Origin of the sequence: Streptomyces sp. NPDC051561, assembly GCF_044454195.1 — a bacterium.
Taxonomy (GTDB): Bacteria; Actinomycetota; Actinomycetes; order Streptomycetales; family Streptomycetaceae; genus Streptomyces.
This window is the reverse complement of record NZ_JBITDM010000029.1, coordinates 15,668-32,268: the sequence shown is the minus strand read 5'-3', so window position 1 is coordinate 32,268 and position 16,601 is coordinate 15,668. Positions and strand designations below refer to the sequence as shown.

Annotated in this window: 11 protein-coding genes and 2 pseudogenes; 6 read left to right on the top strand and 7 right to left on the bottom strand. The window is 70.8% G+C overall.

Going from position 1 to position 16,601, the window contains the following annotated elements; translation table 11 throughout:
• Positions 1–197: 197 nt before the first annotated feature.
• Positions 198–986 (bottom strand): thioesterase II family protein, encoded by a 789-nt coding sequence (locus ACIA73_RS37265; protein ID WP_376396312.1) that lies wholly within the window; start codon positions 984–986, stop codon positions 198–200.
• A 372-nt stretch (positions 987–1,358) separates the two neighbouring features.
• Between ACIA73_RS37265 and ACIA73_RS37260 the strand changes: the two genes are divergently transcribed.
• Together ACIA73_RS37260 and ACIA73_RS37255 are read left to right on the top strand one after the other, a co-directional pair.
• The gene (locus ACIA73_RS37260) at positions 1,359–1,574 is read left to right on the top strand and encodes a hypothetical protein (RefSeq protein WP_399443410.1); all 216 of its coding nucleotides are present in this window, start codon (positions 1,359–1,361) and stop codon (positions 1,572–1,574) included.
• A 104-nt stretch (positions 1,575–1,678) separates the two neighbouring features.
• Positions 1,679–1,834: a hypothetical protein gene (locus tag ACIA73_RS37255; RefSeq protein WP_399443409.1), complete on the top strand. Its 156-nt coding sequence runs from the start codon at positions 1,679–1,681 to the stop codon at positions 1,832–1,834.
• Between the two features lie 46 nt (positions 1,835–1,880).
• On the opposite strand, the gene ACIA73_RS37250 is transcribed toward ACIA73_RS37255, so the two are convergent.
• Positions 1,881–4,925, bottom strand: a complete 3,045-nt coding sequence (locus ACIA73_RS37250) for an AfsR/SARP family transcriptional regulator (RefSeq protein WP_399443408.1) — start codon at positions 4,923–4,925, stop codon at positions 1,881–1,883.
• Positions 4,926–5,479: 554 nt separating this feature from the next.
• On the opposite strand from ACIA73_RS37250, the pseudogene ACIA73_RS37245 reads away from it, so the two are divergent.
• Positions 5,480–6,130: pseudogene (locus ACIA73_RS37245) on the top strand (Tn3 family transposase); the annotation flags it as partial.
• Here ACIA73_RS37245 and ACIA73_RS37240 read toward each other — a convergent pair.
• From ACIA73_RS37240 to ACIA73_RS37225, 4 genes are all read right to left on the bottom strand, one after another.
• Complete coding sequence (locus tag ACIA73_RS37240) at positions 6,031–6,693, bottom strand: GNAT family N-acetyltransferase (protein WP_399443407.1); 663 nt, start codon at positions 6,691–6,693, stop codon at positions 6,031–6,033. The pseudogene ACIA73_RS37245 and the gene ACIA73_RS37240 sit on opposite strands and share 100 nt — an antisense overlap.
• Positions 6,694–6,715: 22 nt before the next feature.
• Positions 6,716–7,171, bottom strand: coding sequence for a hypothetical protein (locus tag ACIA73_RS37235; RefSeq protein ID WP_399443406.1), 456 nt, complete (start codon positions 7,169–7,171; stop codon positions 6,716–6,718).
• 233 nt (positions 7,172–7,404) lie between these two features.
• Positions 7,405–8,229: a sensor histidine kinase gene (locus ACIA73_RS37230; RefSeq protein WP_399443405.1), complete on the bottom strand. Its 825-nt coding sequence runs from the start codon at positions 8,227–8,229 to the stop codon at positions 7,405–7,407.
• Positions 8,226–8,468, bottom strand: a complete 243-nt coding sequence (locus ACIA73_RS37225; RefSeq protein WP_399443403.1) for a hypothetical protein — start codon at positions 8,466–8,468, stop codon at positions 8,226–8,228. The genes ACIA73_RS37230 and ACIA73_RS37225 overlap by 4 nt, the downstream gene beginning before the upstream one ends.
• A 909-nt stretch (positions 8,469–9,377) precedes the next feature.
• Here ACIA73_RS37225 and ACIA73_RS37220 point away from each other — a divergent pair.
• The 3 genes and pseudogenes from ACIA73_RS37220 to ACIA73_RS37210 all read left to right on the top strand — a co-directional run bounded on the left by ACIA73_RS37220 (position 9,378) and on the right by ACIA73_RS37210 (position 15,039).
• Positions 9,378–11,117 (top strand): glycosyltransferase family 2 protein, encoded by a 1,740-nt coding sequence (locus tag ACIA73_RS37220; protein WP_399443402.1) that lies wholly within the window; start codon positions 9,378–9,380, stop codon positions 11,115–11,117.
• Positions 11,084–14,316 (top strand): annotated as a pseudogene (locus ACIA73_RS37215) (SGNH hydrolase domain-containing protein). The gene ACIA73_RS37220 and the pseudogene ACIA73_RS37215 overlap by 34 nt, the downstream one beginning before the upstream one ends.
• Before the next feature lie 402 nt (positions 14,317–14,718).
• Complete coding sequence (locus ACIA73_RS37210) at positions 14,719–15,039, top strand: hypothetical protein (protein WP_399443401.1); 321 nt, start codon at positions 14,719–14,721, stop codon at positions 15,037–15,039.
• 461 nt (positions 15,040–15,500) lie between these two features.
• Here the strand turns inward: ACIA73_RS37210 and ACIA73_RS37205 are convergent, their stop codons facing one another.
• On the bottom strand, positions 15,501–16,439 hold the full coding sequence (locus ACIA73_RS37205; RefSeq protein WP_399443400.1) for an NADP-dependent oxidoreductase: 939 nt from the start codon (positions 16,437–16,439) through the stop codon (positions 15,501–15,503).
• Between the last annotated feature and the right edge of the window lie 162 nt (positions 16,440–16,601).

The following is a 16,601-nucleotide window of genomic DNA, read 5'->3' as shown; positions in this document are numbered from 1 at the left end:
GACTGCTTCGTCCGGCCGCTTCAGAGCCTGTGTCTAAACCCCGGTCGGATCAGCGAACGTCGTCTGGTGCGTGCGATCGCAAGGCGCTGGAAGGTCCTCGTAGCGGAGCTACTAGGGCATTTCGGCAACGCCGCGAGCGTGCGTGCCAGGCGGCGGGCGCCCGGCCGGGGTTTAGACACAGGCTCTCAGCCGTGTGCTCAGCTGTGTGCGGGCTCCCTCCCGGGCCGGACTGCCGCCGGGCCGGTGGGAAGCAGTCGGCCGATCGCGGCCATCATCGCCCCGGGATCGGCGTACGGATATCCGTGGTCGCCCGGAAGCGTCGTCACCGTGAACTCCCCGGCGGCGCAACGTTCCCAGTGCGGCAGGGCATCGGGCGGCGTGACCAGGTCGTCGGCTCCGCCGAAGGCGTACAGCGGGGTGTCGATCCGCGTCGGTTGCGGCACGAGGTAGGACTCCGCGTAGCCGAGGTCCATCCGTACGGCCCGGGTGACCTCCGTCAGGAACGCAGGGTAGTCCAGCAACTCGGCGGGCAGCCCTCCGTTGTCGGACAGCCAGGTGAGCAGGGTCCGTTCGTCGCTGTGGGCGAGCCTGCGACGCGGCGGCACCTGGGGAGCCCGGGTGCCGGAGATCAGGGCGGCCAGTGGGGCGCGCACGTGGTCCCGTTCGGCCCGCACGGCCACCTCGTAGGCGAGCATTCCTCCGAAGCTGTGCCCGAACAGCAGGTACGGCATGTCGAGTTCGGGGCGCAGCCCCTCGTAGAGCGCGTCGGCCAGGGCGCCCATGCCCACGGGCATCCGTTCGCGGGCCCGGGTGCCCCGCTCCGGGAGTTCGACCGGAGCCAGTTCGACACCGTCCGGGAGGTGCGCGCGCCAGCTGGAGAACGCACCGGCTCCACCACCGGACTGCGGTATGCAGATCAGCCGTACCCGCGGCGTTCCGGCACGGCACCTGCCGGTGATCCAGCGACTCTGGGGCTCAGGTCTCATGCTTTCGGCTCCCTGTTCCTTCTCCTGCTCGGGGCGACCGCACCGGCGGTCCGGGACAGGAGCCTCCCAGTGCGGGACGGCGGGCCGCCAGGACAGGGAGGGGCAACTCGACGGCAAATGGCGGCTGTTGTCGGCGAGGTAACGCCGAGGGAGAGGAACGGTATGGCGTGCGGAGATCCTTCCACCCGGAAAACATTCACGGAGGAGTACCACATGACACATCCCACGCCCCCTCGCGATGACGGACTGGTGGAGATCGAACTGAGCGATGTCCTAAGGGAATTCGCGGCGACGGAGCGATGCTCCCGGAGCTCCGCGGCTTTTCGTCGGGCCGAAGGCGCCGAGCCCGGAAGGGGATTCACCATCGAGACCATGACCACGGACGGCATGCACCGGGTTGTCGCGCTCCGGCCCGAGGGCTGTGTGCCTGTGACCGAGGAGGACCGGGCCGTGCTGCGGTCCACGGTCACGGCTCTGCTCGATCTCACCGACCATCAGGAAGGTGCGGCACGGACCGAGGTGACCCTGTCGGCGCACGGCCCCCGCATCGCGGCGTGCTTCCTCGAAGGCGGTCAAAAGACCCCCTGAATCTCCGGGGGAACGGGGGCGGGAACCGCACAGGAACCGTTCGGGAAGCCCTTCGGCGAATGTCTGTCTCGTCAGCAGGACACCGAGCGAGGGGAAGCGGAATCATGGGACGCAATCTGGCGGGACTCATCGCGGTGGCCATGACGGTACTGGTTCTCGGCACGGCGGCCGCGGTGGAGTCCGATGCGTCGGGCGGACCGGGGAAGGGATACCACGTCATCGCCGAGGACAAGGGACCCACCGCAGTCAGGGTGGTGTGAACTCCGCCCGAGGTCCGAAACTCCGCCGCACCCTGCTCCGGTGCGGTCAGCTCCTGCGGCAGGACCCGGGAATCCCCAGTTCCGCGAACAACTCCTCGGCGGACCTGCGATGTTCCTCGGCGGCGCGTCCTTCGCCCAGTGCCCCGGCCGCCTCGGCCATGCCCGCCAGCGCGTACGCCTCCTCGGCCCGGTAGCCGACCGAGGAGGCGAGTTCGTACGCGCGGCGGTGCACGGTCAACGCCTCGTCGTACTGGTGGTTCCTGCGGAGCAGGCGCGCGACCAGGTTCTCCACCTTGGCCCTGCGGAGCGGGGAAAGGCTCTGCCGGACAAGGGCCCGGGCCTGCTCCGTGAACTCCGACTCCTGCCGGGAGCGGCCGAGCCGGTGGGCGCTCTCGGCCGACAGGGCCAGGACCAGGGCCACCTGCCCCGGCTCCCGCGTGCCGTCGCACAGCTGCCGCGCACGCGCCAGCCGCACTTCGGCCTCGGCGTACTCTTCGAGGCCGAAGTGGGCGAAGGCCAGATCGGTGAGCGCCACCAGTTCGTTCTCGTGCTGGTCCAGCCGCCCCGTGAGTTCGACGGCCCGCAGTGCCGCTTCGACGGCCTCGCAGTAACGGCCCCACTGCTCGTACAACGCGCTCAGAATGGTGAGGCTCTCGGCCTCGGCCCGGACGGAGCCCAGCTCCCTTTCCGTGGCGATCGCCTCCTGGAGGTCGGCAAGCGCCTCGGGGAAGCGTCCGAGGAGACTCTTGTACAGACCCAGCGTGCTTCCGCAGTGGGCTTCCGTGTGCCGGTCTCCGAGGAGCTGGGCCACCTTGCGCCCCTCCTCGGCCACCTCGATGCCCTCCACGAAGCGGCCGAGCTTCCAGCAGGCGACGCCCAGGTTGGACAGGGCCACACCCAAGAGTGCCAGGTCGTCCAGGCGTCGGGCCGCGGCGACCGCGGTCCGGCTCAGATCCGCGAACTCCTCAAGATAGCCACGTGCGTTGAGCTGGAACGACAGATTGCGTGCCAGGCAGGCCGCATGCCGGTCGTACCCGCGTGCCTCGGCCAGAGCGACGGTGGCGAGCAAAGTGGTGTGCTCCCGTACGAACCACGCCCCGGCCTGTGCGGCGCTGTGGATGTCGGGCAGTTCGGCGGGAGCCTCGGACACCCCTGTGGGCCGCCGCCGACGGCCGGGGAAGAGGAACTCGCACGACACCTCGGTGGCCGCGAGGTAGTAGTCGAGCAGCCGCCCGACCGATGTGGCGTCCTCCTCCTCGGTCGTCCCGCAGAGCAGGCCCCGGGCGAAGGCGCGCACCAGGTCGTGCAGGCTGTAGAGGCCCATCTCCGGTTGCTGCAGCAGGTGGACGTCCAGCAGGAACTCCAGGACGTCCTCGGCCTCCCGGGTGGCCAGACCCAGCAGCGCCGCTGCCGAGCAGAGGTCGATGTCGCCCCCCGGGTGCAGCGCGAGGACCCGGAAGGCGGTACGGCACTCCTCGTTCAGCGCCTGGTAGGAGAGTCGCAGGGTGGCGGCGACGCTGCGCTCGCCGAGACTCAGCTCGTCCAGCCTGCGGGTCTCGTCACGAAGCCGGTCGGCCAGGTACTGCACGGTCCAACGGGGTCGGTTGTGCAGCCGGGCTGCCGCGATGCGCAGGGCCAGTGGCAGGTGCCCGCAGAGCTGGGCGAGTTCCCTGGCGGCCTCGGGTTCCGCGGCAACCCGGTGTGCGCCCACCGTCTCGGCGACCAGGGCGGCGCTCTCGTCCGGGGCCAGCACGTCGACGGATATCCACTTCGCTCCGTCCAGGTCGACCAGCCGCGCACGGCTGGTCACGATGGCCAGGCAGCCGGGCGACGTGGGCAGCAGGGGGACGACTCCGGCGGCGTCCGGTGCGTTGTCGAGCAGGAGCAGCACCCGCTTTCCCGCAAGAGTGGACCGCCACAGCGCTGTGCGGCCCGGCACGTCCTCCGGGATGCTCCCTCCCGGCACATCCAGTGACCGCAGCAGGATGTCGAGTGCGGTGCCCACGGTGACGGGCAGCTCTCCGGGGGTGTGGCCGCGCAGGTCGATGTGCAGCTGTCCGTCCGGGTGGGCGGCTGCGAGCCGGTAGGCGGCTCGTACGGCCAAGGAGGTCTTGCCGCTGCCGCCCATGCCGTCGATCGCCACGATCCGGCTGCGATCGTCCGCCTCGTGCGCGCACGCCAGCAGTTCTCTCAACTCCCGCTCGCGCCCGGTGAAGTCCGCCAGGTCGTACGGCAGATCGCAGGGCACCCGGTGCGAGGTGGGAGGGGTGACGGCCGGAGTCACTGCCGGAGGGGCGACGGGAGCGGCAAGTTCCGGGCTCTCCCGGAGGATGCCCTCATGGAGCCGGGTCAGCTCCGGTCCGGGGTCGATGCCGAGCTCCTCGGCCAGTAACTCGCGGACGGCACCGTACTCCCCCAGCGCCTCGGCCTGCCTGCCCGACCGGTACAGCGCGAGCATGAGCTGCCCCCGGAAGGCTTCCCGCAGCGGATGGCTGGTGACCAGCTCCCGCAGTTCGACCACCAGCATCGATGCCTCGCCCAGGCGCAGCCGGAGATCGAAGTACCTCTCTGCCGCGGCCAGCCGCCCCTCTTCGAGTGCGACCGCCGAGGCGTCGACTACAGGGCCGCCCTGTCCGGAGAGCACCGGGCCCCTCCACAGCGCGAGGGCCGCGCTCAGTGCCTCGACCGCGTCGGCGGGCGCTCCCGCCGCCGACGCCAGCCTGGCGTCGTGGACCCGCGCCTCGAACTCGCACAGGTCCAGTTGGGGCACCGCCACCACGGCGCGGTAGCCCGGCCCGTCGGTGACCAGCACACTGCTGCCTTGAGGAATCCGCCGGCGCAGGTCGGCGACGGCCTTGCGCACTTGATGCGCGGCGGTCGCCGGAGGCTCCTCGTCCCAGACACCGGCCACCAGACGGGAGACGGGCAGTACTTTGCCGTGCTCCAGGAGCAGCATGACGAGCACGCGCTCCTGAATCGCTCCGCCGAGCCGCAGCCGGCTCCCGTCCGTCCACACCTCCAACGGCCCGCAGATGTTGAAGCGCAACTGTCTCTCGTCCGGTTCGGTCCCTGTGGATTCCGATTCCGTCATCCGTAGCCCCCCACGTACCCCCTGGTTAGCTGGATGATAGACGCCGCGATCACGCTTGGATACGCAACGTGAAATCGGAGTCGCGCAGGCCTCTGGCCAGGGGCCCGTGTCCCCGAGGTCCGCTTCCTGGGGCCCGCTCCCGGGCCCCGCGGTCCGCGGCCGGAGGCCCCGCACTCCAGGCACCCGCCCCGGGCTCACGCCGACCCTTTACCCCTCCGCCTTCACCACGCAGGACCGTTCTCGCAGTGCCTCAACAGGGCGACCGGCCCTCGGAGTTGGCATGACGACCTCCCCTTGTCGAGTGCGCAGCACCGCCCTGAATCTGACCAACGCCGACATCCCGCGCTTCATGTCCCGGTCCACGGCGCCCGCATCACGGAGCGCAGCCAACTCGACGGCGACTCGAAGCAATTGGCATGGGGCCGGACCATGGACAGCGAGTGAGCCACACCGCGTCGCTGATTGCAGCAGTCCAAGTCATTGCGCACCAGCGCCCCGACGCACACGCCTGCGCCCCTACGCCGAGGACTGCGTCCGGGGCGAATCCGGCGGTGTTGCCCGGTGCCGATGCGGCGGGCGGGTACGGGCCGCTGGAGGCGATTGCCCGCAACAAGGTGAACGTGAAGAAGGTGATCACGCACTGGCCGGACATGCTGCGAGTGGCCGGCTCCCGGGTCACCAACCAGGTCAGGGCCTACGACCTGCTGCGGATGTTCGGCCGCGAGGGCCACCCGACCCCGCTGGGGCAGGCGTTCGCCGAGTACGGGCGGATCGCCAAGACCCTGCACCTGCTCGCCGTCGTCGACCCCATGGACGACACCTACCGGCGCCAGATGCACAAGCAGCTCACCGTCCAGGAGCCCCGCCACAAGCTGGCCCGCGAGATCTGCCACGGCAAGAAGGGCACCATCCACCAGGCGTACCGGGGCGGGATGGAAGATCAGTTGGGCTCGCTGGGTCTCGTTCTGAACGCCGTGGTGCTGTGGACGACCAGGTACATCGAGGCCGCCGTCGCCCAGCTCCGGGCTGAGGGCCACGGCATCAGGGACGAAGACGTGGCCCGGCTGTCCCCGCTCAAGCACAAGAATCTGAACGTCCTGGGCCGCTACAGCTTCACCGCCTCCCAGCCGGTCGACGGCCTGCGCCCGCTGCGCGACCCGGATGCCGTCGACCTCGACGGCGATGACGACGGCAACGACGAGTGAGGTGAACGCGGACCGCTCCGTCCGCCTCCTGGATGTGGTACTCGGGAGACACGGAAGTCGGGGCAGCCCAGAATGCGCACGAACTTGGTGGAGTCCAGCGGGTAGGGGATCGTTTTCCCGAGGTCGTGGAACCCGATGCGTCGGTAAAAGGCCATGGCGCGGTGATTGTCCTCGCGCACCCCCAGGGTGAGCCAGGTGTAATCGGTGTGCTCGCGTGTGAAGTCGACTGCCGCTTCCATCAGTGCCCGCGCCGGACCGTCCGGACCGCGGTGCGTCGGGGCGACATAGACGGCGTGCACGTGTGCGGTGTCGGGGATGCCGTCCAGGGGTGCGACCCCGGCGGTTCCGACCCAGGAGCCGGTCTCGTCGACGGCCACGAACAGTGCGTCGTCGGCCGCGGCCGCGGCCCTCTCTGCCTGCTTCCGCCACGTGCGATCGAAGAGCGCGACAGCGTCGGCGTGACGGACACCGAAGGCGTCGGGCGAGTTCAGCAGGGACTCAAGTCGTATCGCTCGCAGCTCGCGCCACTCCTCGGCCGTGATCCGGCGTATGACGTACTTCATTTTCTCGCTCTGTTCGAGGCGGTCAGGGGCGGCGTGCGGGCACGATGTCCTTCGTCAGTAGCGCGTTGCCGGACCAGCAGAGCCGGTAAAGGTCCACTTCGTCCAACAGGTCGCGGCCGGAACGGTAGAACTCGCAACGTGTGCCGGGTGGTCGGGATGCGGAACGGGCCTGGTCGGGCGGGTAGGGATAGGCGCGGGCCGGCAGGAGAGGGGCGAGTTCGGCGCGCGGCCTGTCGGTAGTCAACTCCTCGAACCGGGAGGGCGGCAGCACGCTCGTGGTGAGTTGCCAGGCGAGGTAGAAGGCGGATGGTACGAAGAAGGCGGCTGCGACGACAGGTGCCACGAGGGCGACGGCGGAGCGGCGACGGGCGTCGCTCCGTACGGAGGCGAGCCGTTTGGCGGACTCCGGTACGACGGTGTCCGGTGCTGTGTCTGTCTCCGGGCCCGGACCCGGGTGGGGAGCGGATTCGGACGTCAACGCGGGCCCTCGGGTCCCGGCCGGCGTTCCATCCGCCGATCCTGGTTCCGGCGCCGGCGCCGGCGTCCCGCGACGGGCGGTGGCAGTGGCCTGATGCGGGAAGACAGCGGTGACGTGGAACCCGCCTTCGCCGGGCCCGGCCCGCATCGAGCCGCCGAGGAGCGTCACCCGCTCCCGAAGCCCCGTCAGCCCCCGGCCGCCGACGCCGCTTGCCAAGCTCTCAGAGCCTGTGTCTAAACCCCGGTCGGATCAGCGAACGTCGTCTGGTGCGTGCAATCGCAAGGCGCTGGAAGGTCCTCGCTGGGGTCTCCCCTGCTCGAACGAAGTTGAGAGCTCGGGGAAGGAGCTACTAGGGCATTTCGGCAACGCCGCGAGCGTGCGTGCCAGGCGGCGGGCGCCCGGCCGGGGTTTAGACACAGGCTCTCACCCGCGTGCGACGGTCCGCCAGCCGGCGGAGCGGCGTTCACGACGCTCACGCCGGTACGGTCGGGCTCATGGGTGATCCGCACCCTGATCGAACAGTCCGGCGCGTGTTTCACCGCGTTGGTGAGGGCCTCCTGCACCACCCGGTGCATCCCGCGTTCGACGAGGGGGGACATCTCGGGCACCGCCCCGCGCCGCTCCCATTGCACTGGCACCCCGGAAGCGGCCGCCCGTGAGAGGAGATCCTCGACGGTGCCGTTGATGGGCAGCACCGCATCCTTGTCCGTGCCGGGCGGGTCGTGCAGGACGGCGACGGTCTCGCGCAGTTGCTCCACCACGTCCGCGATCGTCCTGCGCAGCTCGGCGAGGTCGGCGCGGTCGCGGTCGGTGAGGTCGGGCGAGAGTTCCAGGGCACCGGCCCGCAGAGCGACCAGGCTCAGGGCGTGGCCGAGGGAATCGTGCATGTCGGCCGCGATGTCCGCGCGCTCCGTAAGCCGCGCCCGCTCCGCGACCAGATGCTGGCGCTCTTCCAGGCTCCGGGCCAGCCGCCAGCCCTCCCTCACGAGTTCCCGCCGGCCGCGCCAGTGCCGGCCGGCCAGCCAGGGCAGCAAAAGGGCTCCGGGCAGCACGGTCATCGCGTAGAACCACCATACGGGAGGCGTTCGCAGCACCGCGCATGTCGCGAATCGACCGCTGCGCACCCGGCGAGCACCAGGAGCGGGCGCCATGCCGCGGCGACCCGGGCACCCAGCAGACAGCTCATGGCGACCAGCGACAGGACGTGGGCGTTGCCGGGAGTCGCGGAGTCGGACAGGCCCCACACGCACAGCCCGTTGACCAGTACGACGGCGGCCCCGGCCGGCGGCGGGACCATGGCACCGCCACCGCCAGCACGGCCAACGGGAGGAACAGATCCATAACCAGGGAGGCCGAACCCGCGTCCCAGAACCCGAAGCCGGTGGCGGCTGCGAGTACACCCCACAGAGCCACGTCGCCGCACCCGGGCCTGGCTGAGGTGATGCGCGTGTGCAGCATGGCGCGTCGGCCGTCCTTCCGCTGGATGTCCTCACCTGTCAGGGGCGATTCTGTGGGACGAGCCCGGACGCCCGACGCGGGGGGGTGTACACGGTGAGGGCGTTCGGCCGGTTGCGCCGCTGTTCAGACGTCGCGCCGGCACATCTTGCCTCCCGACGGCGGGAGATCGGCACACGGTGGAGGCGTCTACAGCGGGCCGTCAGGCTCCACTCGCTCTGGCCCATCTGCGGTGCGGCCGCACCTACCTCGCACCTCATTCCGAATCAGGCGTCGACGACACAGCCCCAGGACCCTCAAAGTGCTCTGGGGCGCCGCATGATTGCTCGGGAGCCTCTTACGCCTCAACGTAAGCAACAATCGTGATCTGCCAGAGAGCCGTGACGTAGGAGACGACGCGGACGCCGTCGCTGCCGTCGACGCAGTCGCACAGCAGTGAGCACGGCGAACTCGTGCGCGAGCCGTGACGCCGCCGGTCGACCGGCGGCCAGGTCCCGGCGGTGCGGCGCCACCTTGAGCGGCAGATGTTCCGCAGTTGTTCACCCCCGCGTGGCCCGCCCCTCCCCCTGCCCGGGGGCGGGCCCTGTCGGATGAGATCGACCCAGAGGTCTGGACCAATTCCAGGACTGGCCGAGTCACGCCAACCTTGCGTCCTGTTACGGCAATTGACATCTTGTTGTTAAATTGGTCTATACCTTTGACGGTAGGCTCCCCTCCAGATACAGGCAGATACACAGCCGTGGGGGGTTTTATGACTGTTCATCATCTTCCGCAACCTCCGTCCGACGAAGAGCTCTTCTGGTACTTCGGACCGCAGCACCGCTGGGTGCTGGTCAGCACCTCGCTGGCCTTCGTGTTCACAGCGGCGACCATGTTCACCTTCGCGTTACGCACCCCGGCCCTGTGGGCCTTCCTCGCCGTCCTCGGCCTCAACGTCGTGGCGCTCGCGCTCTCCTCCGTCAACAGCCTGCGCCGCCGCCGGCTCACCCGGCAGTCGCACGAACTCCTCGTCCACGCCTGGCAGCCCGCCCGCACGCCGGACGTCGACCTCTACCTGCCCACCTGCGGCGAACCGCTCGACGTGCTGGCCAACGCCTACCGGGCGGTGTCCGCGCTCGACTGGCCGGGACCGCTGACCGTCTGGGTCCTGGACGACGCCGACCGGCCCGAGGTGGCCGAGCTGGCGGCCTCGTACGGCTACCGGTACGTCGTACGGCCCGACCGGGGGCACCTGAAGAAGGCCGGGAACCTCAACCACGCGCTGACTCTGAGCAGTTCCGAGGTCATCGCCATCCTGGACGCGGACTTCGCCCCCCGGCCGGACTTCCTGCGCCATCTCGTCCCCTATCTGGCCGACCCCTCCGTCGGCATCGTGCAGAGCCCGCAGTGCTTCGACACGGACGCGTCGATGAACTGGATCCAACGGGCCGCAGGCTCTGCCCAGGAATGGTTCTTCCGCTGGATCCAGCCCTCGCGGGACGTCAGCGACGCCGCGATCTGCTGCGGCAGCAACGCCGTCTACCGGCGCGCCGCCATCGATCTGGCCGGCGGTTTCGCCCGGCTCGACCACAGCGAGGACCTGTACACCGGACTCGCCCTCCACGCCCAGGGGTTCCGCACGCTGTACGTCCCCGTACTCGTCGCCAAGGGCACCTCCCCCGAGTCGGTCACCTCGTTCGTCAACCAGCAGTACCGGTGGGCGATGGGCAACCTCCACCTGCTGAGCACGCCCGTGCTGAAGCAAATGGGCGCGCCCTGGCGGATGCGGCTGTGCTTCGCCGAAGGGATCGTCGGCTACCTGACCACGGCGGTGAACACCTTCGTCGCGCCACTGCCGCCGCTGGTGATGATGTTCTGGTACCCGGACGACGTACGGCCCTGGCACGTGCTGCCGTTGCTCGCCCCGCTGTGGCTCTGGCACGTACTGCTGCCCCGGGTCAGCCGCACCCGCTGGCGGGTGGAGGTGATACGGGCGAACGTCCTGACGAGCGTGGCCGCGGCGACGGCGTTCGTGCACACGCTGCGGGGGCGCAGCGCGGCCTGGGTGCCCACCGGCGCCCGGGGCTCGGGAACTTCGGGCGGCATGGCCCGCCGGGTGGTAGCCGTCTCACTGGGCTGGCTGCTGCTCTCGCACGCGGCGGCCGGCGCGGGACTGGCGCTCGTGGTGGCACGCAACGGCTGGGCGCCCAGCTGGGGACTGCTCCTCTACCTGCTGGTGCAGTGCCAGCTCAACGTGCCGCTGATGCGGCACCTCTTCGCGGAGCTGCGCCCGGGCGGTTCCCGGCGGAGCGGGGCGGGCGCGGCCCCCCGGCGTAGCGGCGCGGGTGCGGTCGTGCGGTCGCTGCTGCCCCGGCTGCGGGCGCTTCGGCTGCCGCGGGTCGTCATGCTGCCCCGTCGCTGGCCCGAGACCCTGGCCGCCAGCGCCCTCCTGCTACTGACCGGGCTCGTGGCGTCCGGCTGGGTCAACCCGATGCTCCCCTGGCTGAGCTGACCGACCCTCACCCGGCGGGTGGGCCCGCACCCGGCCCAGGCCCGTCCCACCGCCCTACCGCCCCACCGACCCCGCAGTGGCGGCGTCGACCGATCCCGAAAGGCAGCATCCCCATGTCGTCCCCCGTGGCCCCCGGCCAACGGCAGTCCCCCGAGCAGGCTCCCGCTCCCCCCGGGCGCAGCTCGGCTCCACCCGGCGTTCCGCGGAGTCCCGGGAACTCCGAGTCGGGCCCCAGCCCGCACCGTTCCGCCTTCCGGCCCGACATCGAAGGGCTGCGCGCGGTCGCCGTCGTCGCGGTCCTCGCCTTCCACGCCGGGATACCCGGTCTGCAGGGCGGCTTCGTGGGCGTGGACGTCTTCTTCGTGATCTCCGGCTATCTGATCACCGGACTTCTCGTGCGCGAGGCGATCACCACCGGCCGTGTCCGGCTCGGCGACTTCTTCTCCCGGCGTGCCAGGCGGCTGCTGCCCTCCGCCGCTGTGGTCCTTCTCGCGGTGGCGGTCATCGGCGCCTGGCTGAGCGTGCCGCTGAGGCGTACGGAGCTGGAGCACGACGTCATCGCGGCAGCGCTGTCCTTCGTCAACTGGCGTTTCGTCTTCCAGCAGACCGACTACCTGGCCGTCGGGCACGACCAGAGTCCGCTGCTGCACTTCTGGTCGCTCGCGGTCGAGGAGCAGTTCTACTTCTTCTGGGCGCCGCTGCTCGCCGTCGCCGCGCTGTGCGTCAGGCGCGCGGTGCGCAGGGGGCGTGCCGTGCGGGCCGTCGTGGCCGTCGTCGCCGGGCTGCTGGCCCTCGGCTCCTTCGCCCTGTCCCTGCACTGGACGCAGGGGTCGGTCTCGCTCGCGTACCTCGGAACTCCTTCGCGGGTCTGGCAGTTCGGCGCCGGGGCGCTCCTCGCCCTGCTGCCCTGGCACCTGATGCGCGGGCCGCGGCCGCTGCGGCTGCTGTGCGGGTGGGCCGGGGCGCTGGCCATCGGCTGGTGCGTGGTGTCGTACGACGCCTCGACTCCGTACCCCGGATTCGCGGCGCTCGTGCCGACGCTGGGCACCGCCGCCGTCATCCTGGCCGCGATCCCCGGCCGGGGCGAGCGGGACGTCTGTGGCACCCACGGCGTGGGACCGCTGCTGTCGCTGCGGGCTCCCCGGGCGGTGGGTCGGCTGTCCTACACCCTGTACCTGTGGCACTGGCCGGTGCTGGTGCTGGCGGAGGCCCGGCTCGGTGCGCTCGGCTGGCCGGCGAAGAGCGCCCTGACGCTGGCCGCCGTACTGCCCGCGCTCGCCACGACGTACGGCGTCGAACGTCCGCTGCGCCGCAGCCGCACGGTCTCCGCGCACGCCAGGCGCGGGCTCTCGGTGGGGGTCACGGCGATCGTCCTGCCGGTCGCGCTCGCCCTCGTGGTCGGGTCGACGGCATTCCACGGGCTCGGCCCCGACCGGCCGGTGGACCTGCGGGGCCTGCCCGCGGGCGCGGCTTCGGGACCGAACCTCCTGGTACGTCAGCCGGGCGTGCCCCTCCCGGACGGCCCGGTGACACCCGGGCCCGCCCAGGCGCGCAAGGACTTCCCGCCGGACGGAGAGTGCCAGGTAGCCCCGGCCGTGACCCGCAGCCCCGCCTGCCTGTTCGGGGCGGTGCGCAGCCCGGACCGGATCGTGCTGCTGGGCGACTCGCACGCCGGGCAGTGGTTCTCCCCCCTGCTGGGGATCGCGGCCCAGCGGGGCTGGGCACTGCAGGAACTGGTGAAGCAGGGCTGCCCGTTGCCACGGCTCACGGTGCGCAGCCCGCAGCTCGGCCGCACCTACCGGGAGTGCGACACCTGGCGGGCGGACACCCTGGAGCGGCTGCGGCAACAGCCCAGACCCCGGCTCGTCGTCGTCTCCTCGCTCAACCGCTACACCGACGACCAGAAGCTCCTGACCGAGGGATGGGAGCACACCCTGCGGCCGCTGCGGGAGCTCGGGGTGCCGATCGTCTACGTCGAGGACACCCCGGTACCCGGAACGGACGTCCCGGCCTGCGTCTCCGGCCACTTGGAGGATCCAGCCGCCTGCGCGTTCGACCGTGGGCGGGCGCGGCAGCCCGATCCGCTGGCACGGAGAATCGCGTCCGGCGCGCTGCCCGGCGTACGGAGCGTCGACGTGAACCGGGTGCTGTGCCCAGGTACGGGACCGACCTGCCCCGCCGTACTGGACCGGGTGCTCCTCTACCGGGACGACACCCACCTGACGAACGCGGCGGCCGTCGTACTGACGTCCCGGCTGGAGCGGCTGCTGACCGAGGCGGGTGCGCTGCCCGCCCCGGGCGCGGCAGGGAGTGCGGCGGACCGGGGCCCGACGGCGGGCACGCCGGGACCCGACGGATGGACCCGGCTGCTGCGCGACGACTTCGACGGCCCGGCGGGCAGCCCTCCCTCCCCCGCCACCTGGCTGCACGACGTCGGCACCTGCTATCCCGGCTGCCCCGCCCCGCAGTGGGGCACCGGCGAGATCGAAACGATGACCGACTCGACGGACAACGTGCGTCTCAACGGCAAGGGCGCACTGGAGATCGTCCCCACCAGGAAGGACGGCCGTTGGAGTTCGGGCCGGATCGAGACCCGCAGGGCCGACTTCACGGCGCCGCCCGGCGGAACCCTGCGGATCGAGGCGTCGATCGCCCTGCCGGACGTGACAGGGCCGGGGGCCGCCGGCTACTGGCCCGCGTTCTGGACCCTGGGGGCTCCGCTGCGCGAGGGGTACACCGGCTGGCCCGGCGTCGGAGAACTGGACATCATGGAATCCGTCAACGGGCGGGACACCGTCTTCGGCACCATGCATTGCGGGGTGCTGCGCGGTGGGCCCTGCCGGGAACCGGCCGGCCTGAGCTCGGCTGCCCGGCCGTGCCCCGGCTGCCGCACAGCCTTCCACTCGTACGCCGTGGAGATCGACCGTTCGCCGGGTGCGGAGGAGGTGCGGTGGTACGTGGACGGCCGGGTGCACCACCGGGTGACCGCACGGCAGTTGGACCCCGGGACGTGGCGGCGGGCGGTGACCACGGGCTCTTCCTGATCCTCAACGTGGCCATCGGCGGTGAGCTCCCACGCCAGGACGGCGCCTCCCCGGGCCCGGCCACGGACCCGGGCCACCCGATGCGGATCGACCACGTCACCGTGTCGACCCGGCAAGGAGCGGTGCCCCCGCAGGAGAAGAACGGGCAGGACTGACAGCCGCGCCACCACACCGTACGACGCCCCGTCCTCGGCGGACATCACGTACGCCGAGGACGGGGGCGCGGGCGCGCGGTCGACGGATGTTCCGGCGGCGGAGGGCGACCAGGGCAAGGCGGCGTCCTCGTTGGCCAGGCGGGAAGGGACGTGAGCCAGGCAGCGGGTGCCGAGGTCGTGTTCGCACGGTCGCTGGTACTTGCCCGGTCACGTGCGGTGACGGTATCCAAGTACCGCCCTAATGCTGGGCACTTGGGCTCAGTGTCGGCACCTGCCTGGGGTACGAAAGGTGAGAGTGTGCCGGTGGTGGGGGCGGCGTTCCACGACAGCGCTGCCGCGAGGTGGCATAGGCGCCCGCAAAATGGCTGGTCACGGGAGCGGTCTGTGCAGAACCCTGTGGATATGCCTCGACGTCTCATGTTCGTGCAGTTGAAGACTGGTTACAACACCGACCGCGGACCCTCGTGGATCGGGTGGGTGGACTTCTCGAAGACCTGGAGTACTGCGTACTTGCGCGGGAGGACACTGCGCCGGGCAGGGGGAATGCTCGATGCGAACTTCTACGACGTGCAGACCGACGAGGAGTTCTGGGTCTCCGGGCCGAAGCGGGACCGCACGGACACCCGCTACGGCCCCTCCGACCCCGAAATCGAGCCGGAAGCCGTCGACGCCTATCGCGCCTTCCTGGAGGGCGCACCTCTGCCGGGCAGGGAAAACGGCTGACCTCGCGCCCTTGCGAGCGGGGTTGTCCGAGTCTTTTCCGGGCGGCGGAATAGCCGTCCCCCGCCCGGTGCGGGATGCCCCGGGGCAGGGGAGGAACAGCATGGTGTCCTCCGCACACCAAGCGGAGACGCGCGGCCTCGCTCTTTGCCGACGGAAGACCTCCAGCGCCCTGGTGACGGGGTTCTGGAGGCTGTAGCCCCTGTTCGTCACGCCCTTCGTCCTCCTGACGGAACGCCCTCGTCGCCCACGCCGCGTCTCCCCGAACCGTGCGGTGCCGTGCGGCCCACCTCGATCAAGGGCGCCGAGTCCTGCGCCCCGCACCCCCGGGCCTTCCAGCTGCGCGTCGCGCACGTGAACAGTCCTCCCCATACGCCCTGCGGCCCCGCATGCGAGCTGCCCCCACGGAGCCGGGCCCGCTCTCCGGTCTCGGCACGCCCTCACCCTCTGAATGGGTGACGGGCCTACGGAACGAGGACGATCTTCCCTCGCACGCGCCCCGTCTCGCTCAACTCATGCGCCTTCGCGGCCTGTTCCAGGGGCAAGGTCTCGGCGATCGTGGGGCGCACTCCGTGGTGGTCGACCAGTGCGGCGAACGCGGTCAGCACGGCGGGCGTAGGGTTGAGGAAGAACTCCACGAAGCGCACGCCGAGTTCCGCGGCGCGGGCGGTGACCTCGGTGCGGTCCACGCCGACGCCGACGACGTCCACGAGGATGCCGCCCGGCTTCAGGGTGGCGAGCGAGCGCGGGCCGTAGTCGTTGCTGATCGTGTCCAGTACGGCGTCGATGTCGCGCAGCGCGGAGAAGTCCTCGACCGTGTAGTCGATCAGCTCGTCGGCGCCGAGTTCGCGCAGGTACGCGTGCTTGGCCGCGCTGGCGGTGCCGATGACGTACGCGCCCAGGGCCTTGGCTATCTGCACGCCGAGGTGGCCGACCCCGCCCGCCGCACCGTGCACCAGCACACGCTGGCCCGGCTGTACGTCAGAGAGGGTGACCAGGGCCTGGTAGGCGGTGAACCCGGAGATGGGCAGGGCCGCGGAGCCGACGTGGTCCAGCGTCCGGGGCTTGGGCGCGACTCGGTCCTCGGCGACCACGACGTGATCCGCGTGGCTGCCGTGCGGCGGCGTGGTCCAGCCGTAGACCTCGTCGCCCGACGCGAACCGGGTCACGCCCTCACCCGCACGCTCGACCGTGCCGCTGAACTCATGGCCGAGGACGAAGGGAGGCGGCCCGAAGAAGTCGACCTTGCCCGTACGGACCTTCCAGTCCGCCGGATTCATTCCGGTGGCCAGCACCCGTACCAGCACATCACCGGGACCTGGGGACGGCACGGGTACGTGGGCCACTTCCAAGACGCCGGGGGAGCCGATGGTTCTCTGCGTAAGCACTCTTGTTGTCGTCATGCGCGCCATTCTTGATGATCTTGGCCAGAAAGCACATTCCCTGTCGGTGCGGTTCCAGGATGAGCAGCCTGGCTCGGCATCCACTGGATCCGGCAGAACCACCGGCGCACCTTCGGCGGCGAGGACCTCGCTGTCAACGTCGACCTGAGCCTCTCGACCTGC

Bases quoted from the DNA above. Each gene is read 5' to 3' on its own strand.
- ACIA73_RS37225 (WP_399443403.1), bottom strand. From the start codon at position 8,468: ATGGTCCCGCCGCCGGCCGGGGCCGCCGTCGTACTGGTCAACGGGCTG.
- ACIA73_RS37255 (WP_399443409.1), top strand. From the start codon at position 1,679: ATGGGACGCAATCTGGCGGGACTCATCGCGGTGGCCATGACGGTACTG.
- ACIA73_RS37250 (WP_399443408.1), bottom strand. From the start codon at position 4,925: ATGACGGAATCGGAATCCACAGGGACCGAACCGGACGAGAGACAGTTG.
- ACIA73_RS37210 (WP_399443401.1), top strand. From the start codon at position 14,719: ATGCCTCGACGTCTCATGTTCGTGCAGTTGAAGACTGGTTACAACACC.
- ACIA73_RS37220 (WP_399443402.1), top strand. From the start codon at position 9,378: ATGACTGTTCATCATCTTCCGCAACCTCCGTCCGACGAAGAGCTCTTC.
- ACIA73_RS37230 (WP_399443405.1), bottom strand. From the start codon at position 8,229: ATGACCGTGCTGCCCGGAGCCCTTTTGCTGCCCTGGCTGGCCGGCCGG.
- ACIA73_RS37240 (WP_399443407.1), bottom strand. From the start codon at position 6,693: ATGAAGTACGTCATACGCCGGATCACGGCCGAGGAGTGGCGCGAGCTG.
- ACIA73_RS37265 (WP_376396312.1), bottom strand. From the start codon at position 986: ATGAGACCTGAGCCCCAGAGTCGCTGGATCACCGGCAGGTGCCGTGCC.
- ACIA73_RS37205 (WP_399443400.1), bottom strand. From the start codon at position 16,439: ATGACGACAACAAGAGTGCTTACGCAGAGAACCATCGGCTCCCCCGGC.
- ACIA73_RS37260 (WP_399443410.1), top strand. From the start codon at position 1,359: ATGACCACGGACGGCATGCACCGGGTTGTCGCGCTCCGGCCCGAGGGC.